This is a genomic window from Aeromonas sp. ANP5 (assembly GCF_963870295.1).
GTDB classification, from domain to species: domain Bacteria; phylum Pseudomonadota; class Gammaproteobacteria; order Enterobacterales; family Aeromonadaceae; genus Aeromonas; species Aeromonas veronii.
Map to the genome: position 1 here is coordinate 21,668 of NZ_CAWMRY010000051.1, position 7,557 is coordinate 29,224.

At 60.2% G+C, this 7,557-nt stretch carries 8 protein-coding genes; 5 read left to right on the top strand and 3 right to left on the bottom strand.

What is annotated here, in order from left to right:
• Window positions 1-182 precede the first annotated feature (182 nt).
• Window positions 183-1,127, top strand: coding sequence for a TerC family protein (locus AACT07_RS20700; protein ID WP_005337664.1), 945 nt, complete (start codon window positions 183-185; stop codon window positions 1,125-1,127).
• A 65-nt stretch (window positions 1,128-1,192) separates the two neighbouring features.
• On the opposite strand, the gene alr is transcribed toward AACT07_RS20700, so the two are convergent.
• Window positions 1,193-2,419 (bottom strand): alanine racemase, encoded by a 1,227-nt coding sequence (gene alr / locus AACT07_RS20705; RefSeq protein WP_069529810.1) that lies wholly within the window; start codon window positions 2,417-2,419, stop codon window positions 1,193-1,195.
• A 173-nt stretch (window positions 2,420-2,592) separates the two neighbouring features.
• Here alr and AACT07_RS20710 point away from each other — a divergent pair, with 173 nt between their 5' ends.
• Window positions 2,593-3,042: a methyltransferase family protein gene (locus AACT07_RS20710; protein ID WP_069529813.1), complete on the top strand. Its 450-nt coding sequence runs from the start codon at window positions 2,593-2,595 to the stop codon at window positions 3,040-3,042.
• Window positions 3,043-3,136: 94 nt separating this feature from the next.
• Here the strand turns inward: AACT07_RS20710 and tapW are convergent, their stop codons facing one another.
• Both tapW and AACT07_RS20720 read right to left on the bottom strand, forming a co-directional pair.
• The gene (gene tapW, locus AACT07_RS20715) at window positions 3,137-4,276 is read right to left on the bottom strand and encodes a type IVa pilus ATPase TapW (RefSeq protein ID WP_005353124.1); all 1,140 of its coding nucleotides are present in this window, start codon (window positions 4,274-4,276) and stop codon (window positions 3,137-3,139) included.
• A 58-nt stretch (window positions 4,277-4,334) separates the two neighbouring features.
• Complete coding sequence (locus AACT07_RS20720) at window positions 4,335-4,691, bottom strand: DMT family protein (RefSeq protein WP_005353120.1); 357 nt, start codon at window positions 4,689-4,691, stop codon at window positions 4,335-4,337.
• Window positions 4,692-4,803: 112 nt separating this feature from the next.
• Here AACT07_RS20720 and AACT07_RS20725 point away from each other — a divergent pair, with 112 nt between their 5' ends.
• The 3 genes from AACT07_RS20725 (at window position 4,804) to AACT07_RS20735 (ending at window position 7,502) form a co-directional block, all read left to right on the top strand.
• Complete coding sequence (locus AACT07_RS20725; RefSeq protein WP_069529815.1) at window positions 4,804-5,535, top strand: substrate-binding periplasmic protein; 732 nt, start codon at window positions 4,804-4,806, stop codon at window positions 5,533-5,535.
• Window positions 5,536-5,631: 96 nt separating this feature from the next.
• Entirely contained in the window at window positions 5,632-6,639 is a 1,008-nt protein-coding gene (btuC, locus tag AACT07_RS20730; protein ID WP_069529817.1) for a vitamin B12 ABC transporter permease BtuC, read from the top strand.
• A 65-nt stretch (window positions 6,640-6,704) separates the two neighbouring features.
• Window positions 6,705-7,502, top strand: coding sequence for an ATP-binding cassette domain-containing protein (locus tag AACT07_RS20735; RefSeq protein WP_069529818.1), 798 nt, complete (start codon window positions 6,705-6,707; stop codon window positions 7,500-7,502).
• Window positions 7,503-7,557: the final 55 nt, after the last annotated feature.

The following is a 7,557-nucleotide window of genomic DNA, read 5'->3' on the forward strand; positions in this document are numbered from 1 at the left end:
AGTAACTTCTCGCCGGTTTGTCGTCATTACGGTGCACCCATATCCTGCAGTGCACCCGGCAGCCGGGCAGTCGATGAAAATCAGCTGTAAGTGAGACCTTGCCGAGAGGCAAGGTGTATCTGCTCCAAACGCAAACCCACGCCTCTCGGTCGTGGGTTTTGTCGTTTTTGGGAGAAGTGAACATGGGTGAATGGTGGATGTGGACCGGTTTCTTCAGCATAGTGCTGGTCCTGTTATGGATAGACATACGCTTTGTCGGTGGCGGCAAGTCACACAAGGTGTCCCTCAAAGAGGCGGGTGTCTGGTCCCTCATCTGGGTCAGCGTGGCGCTGCTCTTCAACCTGGCTATCTGGCTCTGGCTCGATCACAGCGCGGGCCGTGAGATTGCCAACCAGAAGGGGCTGGAGTTCCTTACCGGCTACCTCATCGAGAAAGCGCTGGCAGTGGACAACGTCTTCGTCTGGCTGATGCTGTTCGGCTACTTTGCCATTCCGGCCGAGCTGCAGCGCCGGGTGCTGCTGTACGGGGTACTGGGTGCCATCGTGATGCGTGCCGGTATGGTGTTCGCCGGTAGCTGGCTTATCGAGCAGTTCCACTGGATCCTCTATCTGTTTGGCGCTTTCCTGCTGCTGACCGGTGCCAAAATGCTGTGGGCGGCCGACAAGGAGCCTGATCTCGCCAACAACCCGCTGCTGGGCTGGATGCGCCGTCGCTTCAAGGTGACCGAGACCCTGGAAGGGGAGAAGTTCTTCGTCTGGCGTGACGGTGTGCGCTATGCCACTCCGCTGCTGTTGATCCTGGTGCTGGTGGAGGTGAGCGATCTCATCTTTGCGGTGGACAGTATCCCGGCCATCTTCGCGGTGACCACGGATCCCTTCATCGTGCTGACCTCCAACATCTTCGCCATCATGGGTCTGCGTGCCATGTACTTCCTGCTGGCGGGTGTGGCTGATCGCTTCGCCCTGCTCAAATACGGTCTGGCGCTGATCCTGATGTTTATCGGGGTCAAGATGCTGCTGCTGGATATCTTCAAGATCCCGACCGGCATAGCACTGGGCGTAGTCGCGTTGATCCTGCTGGCATCCATGGGGCTGAGTCTGTTTGTGACCCGTAAAAAGGCCGCTTGAGCGCGGCAGATAATTAAGCAATAACAACAAGGGCTCCCGCGGGAGCCCTTTTTCATATCGCGTGATCAGCGTTTGATCTTCTTGGGGTTGGTGTAGCCCCAGATGGTGTACATGTCCGCCAGCAGGGCGCCGTTGTACTCCTCCAGATCAGCCTGTTTCACTTCGGCGTCACCCTGACGGCCAAACAGCACCACCTCGTCGCCGGGTTTCACCCCTTTCAGATCAGTCACATCCACCATGATGGTGTTCATGGAAGTCTTGCCGACCACCGGCACCTTCTGACCCTGGATCAGCACATAGGCCTTGTTGCTGAGGGCGCGGCGATAGCCATCGGAGTAGCCCAGCGGCAGGTTGGCGAGCCAGGAGTCACGCTTGAGAGTAAAGGTGCGGTCATAACCGACGGTGTTACCTGCCGCATAGTGGTTGACCGAGGCGACCTGGGTCTTGAATGCCATCACCCGCTTGTATTCGGTGTGGGAGGGGATGGAGTCACCGTAGAGCAGGCCGCCCGGGCGCACCATGTCGAAGTAGGCGTCCGGCACGGCCAGAGTGGCGAAGGAGTTGGCGGCGTGGATGGTGATCTTGCTGCGATCCAGCTTGCCCGCTTCCAGCAGCCACTGGGAGTCCAGTTTGAACTGGGCCAGTCCCATCTTGACGTCCTCTTTTTCCTCAACCGGGAAGTGGGTCATGATGCCGACCGGGGTGATCCCCTTTAGCTTGAGCATGGCCAGCGCATCCTGCTTGGCATCGGCCAGACGCAGGTCGATGCCGTTGCGGCTCATGCCGGCGGAGTTGAGCGCGATATGAACCGGAATGGTGGTGTGGTGGCGCTGGGCGATATCGGCGATACCTTGGGCACTCACCAGACTGCCGATCAGCTCCTCCATCTTGTAGGGCAGGGCCTGCTCTACTTCATCCGGGGTGGCAGCACGCACCCGCATCAGACGGCCGGTAAAGCCCTTCTCGCGGGCGATGCGCGCCTCTTCGTTGCTGGCGATGCCGATGCAGGGGATATTGGCCTTGACCACGGAGGGGACCAGCAGGTCGATGCCATGACCATAAGCGTCGGCCTTCATGATGGCGCAGATCTGCGGGCCCTTGTCGCCGAGGCGATCCTTGAGGGTCTGGATATTGTGTTCAAAGGCGCCCAGATCCACTTCCAACCAGGCGTTGCTGGCGGTTTGCTCCTGGCCGCTGCGATGATCCGTCGCAAGGGGCAGATAGGGAGCCGCAACGGCTTGGCCCGCGAGCAGGCCGAAGATCAGGGTAGCCAGCAGAGTTTTCTTGTGCATGGTGATTCCTTTTTGTTGTTCGCGTTGGATAGTTTGGACGGGGTCGGCCACATTGGTGGTGGTTTAACCACAACTTGTTGTTATTATTATGATCTTTGTCACTCTCAACAGGCGCTGACTGGTTGGGAGTCTACCGCAACACGGGTTCGGCCGACACTCGTCAGGGGAATAAAATGGTCAATCTTGAGTTACGTTTGCCACCACCGCTGATCTTCCTGCTCTGTGCTGGGGCCATGTGGTGGCTAAGAGGGGAGAGCCAGCCCGGCATCTGGGCAATGGCGCTGATTGCTGTGCTGGTCGTGGCGGGGGCCATCATGGGCTTTGGGGCCCTGCAACGATTTCGTCACCACCAGACCACGGTCAGCCCCACCAAACCTCAGCACACCAGTCGTCTGGTAACCTGCGGCGTTTATCGTGTCAGCCGCAATCCCATGTATCTGGGCTTGCTCTGCTGGCTGGCCGCCTGGGGCTGTTATCTCGGTGGAAGTTGGATCTGGGTTGGGCCAATCGTGCTGGTGGCCTGGCTGACCCGCTTCCAGATAATGCCGGAGGAGCGGCTGCTACGCGCCCGTTTCGGCGACGAGTATGTGGCGTATTGCCAGCGCGTTCGCCGTTGGTGCTGACTGGCTGTGATCTGCGTGGGCTGAGCGGATAAGTCGGGCCAGCCATGCTGGATAAAGAGAACCCCGGGCTGGCCCGGGGTTCTCGAGGGGCTAGTTAGAAAAAATCGCCCTTCTCGTCCTTGGTGGGTTCGAGGCTCCAGCCGGTGGCATCGCTGCTGCTGGCAATCTGTCCCTTCTCCTTCCACAGCTTGATCTTGAGGCGCAGGTTGTTGGCCGAGTCGGCGTTTTTCACCGCCTCTTCTTCCTCAATCACCCCTTCCACCACCAGATCGAACAGTGCACTGTCGAAGGTGACCATACCGAGGGCCTTGGATTTCTCCATCACCTCTTTGAGGCCGCCAAATTCGCCGCGCTTGATCATGTCGCGGATGGTGTGGGTGCCGAGCATGATCTCCACTGCGGCCCGGCGGCCGCCATCAGTGGTTTTCACCAGCCGCTGGGAGACAAAGGCCTTGAGGTTGTTGCCCAGATCGTTGAGCAGTTGCGGACGACGCTCCTCGGGGAAGAAGTTGATGATGCGATCCAGCGCCTGGTTGGCGTTGTTGGCGTGCAGGGTGGAGATGGCAAGGTGACCGGTTTCGGAGAAGGCCAGCGCATGTTCCATGGTCTCGCGATCGCGGATCTCGCCGATAAGAATGACGTCCGGCGCCTGACGCAGGGTGTTTTTCAGGGCTGCGTGGAAGCTGCGGGTATCCACGCCAACCTCCCGCTGGTTGATGATGCTCTTGCGGTGACGATGAACGAACTCTACCGGATCCTCGATGGTGATGATGTGGCCGCCGCTGTTGCGGTTGCGATGGTCGATAAGCGCCGCTAGCGAAGTGGATTTACCCGAGCCGGTACCGCCGACAAACAGTACCAGACCGCGTTTCTCCATGATGGTGTCGAGCAGCACAGGCGGGAGTTTGAGATCTTCAAAGCGGGGGATTTCGGTCTTGATGTTGCGGGCCACCAGAGAGACTTCGTTGCGCTGCTTGAAGATGTTGACCCGAAAGCGGCCGATCTGGGGCAGGGAGATGGCGAGGTTCATCTCCAGATCCTTCTCGAACTGCTGCTTCTGCTCGCCATCCATGATCTCGGCGGCGATCCGCGCCACTTCACCCGGTTCCAGCGGCGTTTCGTTGAGGGGGCGCAGGCCGCCGTTAAATTTGGCGCAGGGGGGCGCGCCGGTCGACAGATAGAGGTCTGAGCCATCCTGCTTGGCCAGGATCTGTAACATGTCTCGCAATTCCATTTTTTGCCTCGTCGAATCAATGAGATGCCATGAGCGGGATGATATTGAGTGTACAGCCTCAGGCGCCGGTCAGTTTCTCGCGAAAGACAAAAAAGACCGCACCGAGAATGCAGAGCCCTGCCCAGAGATAGTCCCATTTCAGATCTTCCTTGAGATAGAAGATAGAGAAGGGGACGAATACGGTGAGTGTGATCACTTCTTGCAGGATTTTCAGCTGGCCCACGCTCATCACCGTATGGCCGATGCGGTTGGCGGGCACTTGCAGCAGGTATTCGAACAGGGCGATACCCCAGCTCACCAGGGCGGCAATGATCCAGGGTTTATGGTTCATGCTCTTGAGGTGAGCGTACCAGGCGAAGGTCATAAAGACGTTGCTGCAGAGCAGCAGACCGATACTGGCGAAAATCGGGTTCATAGGGTTCTCCTTGAAAATCCGGCGCATTTTATCCCTGAACCACGGGTTTTCATACGTGGTGCGGGAGGGTATTTTTAACCAACAGGATAAGCCGTGCGAGGTATGCGACGGGATGGGCAAGTTATGCGGGATTGTGTTGTTACTGTTATTTGCCATGCCGGTGCGAGCGACCCCGACGCTGACGGTGGCCACCGATCTGTGGCCGCCATTTCGCATCCTGCAAGCGGATGGCCGGTTGCAGGGGCTCGACATGGACATCCTGCGCCGGTTGCAACAGGCGAGCGGCATTGAGTTGCAGGTACGGCGGATGCCGTGGGGCAGGGCGCTCAAGCAGATGCAGACCGGTCAGGTCGATCTGATGATTGGCCTCGCCTATACCGCCGAGCGGGCGCAGTTTATCGACTATCTGCAGCCTGCCTACTACCAGTGCTGGCCCGCGTTTTATGGTCAGCCGGTCAATGTGGCCCGGATCCACCAATACCGCGATCTGCAGGGGGTGAAGGTGGGCTATGTGCTCAACTCCGCCTACTTTGAGCCCTTCAACAGTGACAGCCGCCTCGACAAGCACGGAGTACCCACCGAAGATCAGCTGCTGCGCATGGTGCAGCGCGGTCACCTGCCGCTGATGATTGGCACCGACTGTCAGGTGGACTATGCCCTGAGTAAGGGAAATGCCAGCCGGATAGGCAAGGCGGACTACCGCCCCGCCACGCCGGTGACCCTCTATCTGGGGATGAGCAAGCACTCACCTCACCAGTCACTGCGCCAGCCCTTGCTCGTGGCGCTGCAAAATCTGGTGGCCAGCGGCGAGATAAGTGTGATGGCCAAGCGTTACCAGCCTTGACCTTGGGTGGCAAGCCACTGTTATCATGCCCTTTTCCTGCTTCCCCCCGGCGCTGTGACAGGGCCGGGGGGAAGCCTTGTTATTCGGGGATCCTCCTTGTACCTCTCCCTTATCGCCCGCCAGCAGCGCTGGCAGCGGCGCTGGCTCTGTGGCCTGACGCTGCTGACCCTGCTGCTGTTTCTCTTCTCCCTCGTCTGGGGCGAGTTTGTGCTGCTGCCCTGGCAGCCCCTTGGCGATCTCGAACAGCGCATCCTGCTGGAGCTGCGCCTGCCGCGCGCCTTGCTGGCCCTCTTGGCTGGCGCCGCGCTTGCTTGTGGCGGCGCCGTGTTGCAGGTGATGCTGCACAACCCGGTGGCCGAACCCGGGTTGCTTGGCGTTTCAAGCGGGGCAGGCCTTGCCGCCATGGTGGCGATGGCGGTGGCCAAATCCCTCGGCCTCTATCTGCCAGGCTGGGGGCTGTCGCTGGCGGCCTTCGGTGGCGCCTTGCTGGTGACCATGTTGCTCATTCGGCTGGCTCGCCGGGCGCGTCTCGGTCATGCCCGCTTGCTGCTGTTTGGCGTCGCCATCGGTATTCTCACCAATGCCGCCATGACCTGGTTGATGTACTTTGCCGACGATGGCTCCTTGCGTGAATTCATGTTCTGGATGATGGGGAGCCTCTCTTACGGCAGCCAGCAGTTCGGCTGGTGGTGGCTGGTGCTGCCGCTTACCCTGGGCTGGCTCTGCTGGCAGGGCAAGGCGCTGCAACAGTTGTTGTTGGGGGAGACTCAGGCCCGCCTGATGGGGATGGATGTCGACAAGATGCGGGTGTGGCTGGTGCTGGCGGTCTGTCTGCTGACCGGTGTGGCGGTGTCATTGTGCGGCGTGATCGGTTTTGTCGGGTTGGTGGTGCCCCATCTGCTGCGGCTCTGCGGTGGCAGCGATCAGCGCTTTCTGCTGCCTGCTTCGGCGCTTGGCGGCGGGGCCCTGCTGCTGGCGGCCGATCTGGTTGCTCGATCCACCCTGAGCGCGGGGGAGTTGCCTATCGGCGTCATCACCGCCTCGGTGGGGGCGCCGCTCTTTATCTACCTGCTATTGAGGCAAACTGCCGATGGTGCTGCATAAATATCTGCATGATTTGGTCGGGGCGCGCAGTCTCCTTATTTACCCGTTGTTGAGGCAAGATGCCGATGTCACCCGCTGATCCCATGCCGGTTTCTTCTCGTGCTGCTGCGCCGCTGCTGGAGGCGCGCGCACTCGCCATTGCTGGACGGCTCTCTCCCCTGGATATCCGCTGGCATGGTGGCCAGCTGGTGGCGCTGCTTGGTCCCAATGGCAGTGGCAAGTCGACCCTGCTCGGGGCGCTGGCGGGGATTTTACCCGCCGATGGCACAGTGCTGCTGGGGGGGGGAGTACTTACTGACATGAGTTGGCCCGAGCTTGCCAAACGGCGCGCCATGTTGCCCCAGCGTCAGCCCCAGCTGTTTCATATTCCGGTGTTTCAGGTGTTGAGCCTGGGGTTCGATGAGGCGGTTGCGCCCGCCAGACAGAATGAGGCGATAAACGCACTGTGCGAGGCATTGGAGCTGGAAGCTTTGCTGGCTCGTGACTTCAGCCGGTTGTCGGGGGGCGAGCAGCAGCGGGTGCTGATTGCCCGCACCCTGCTGCAGGTGTGGCCGGTCCTCAATCCGACCGGCAAGGTGCTGCTGCTGGACGAGCCGCTGGCGGGGCTCGATCTGCATCATCAGCTGGCGCTATTGCGCTTGCTGAAAACCCTGGCCGCTCAGGGTTTGCTGGTGGTGCTCGCCATCCACGATATCAATCTGGCCATCGACTGGGCCGACCGAATTCTCTGCCTGCAAGGGGGCGCGGTGGTGCGCGAAGGGGGTGTCGAGCTGGTGGATGAGGCGCTGCTGGCGCAGGTATTCCAGATCCGCACCGACCGCATCGAAGCTGCGGGGCGCGTGTGGTTTATGCCCAGTTTGTGAGAAACAAGAAAGGCCCTTGGCGTCAGCCGAGGGCCTTTTTGAAGAATATGTCCCG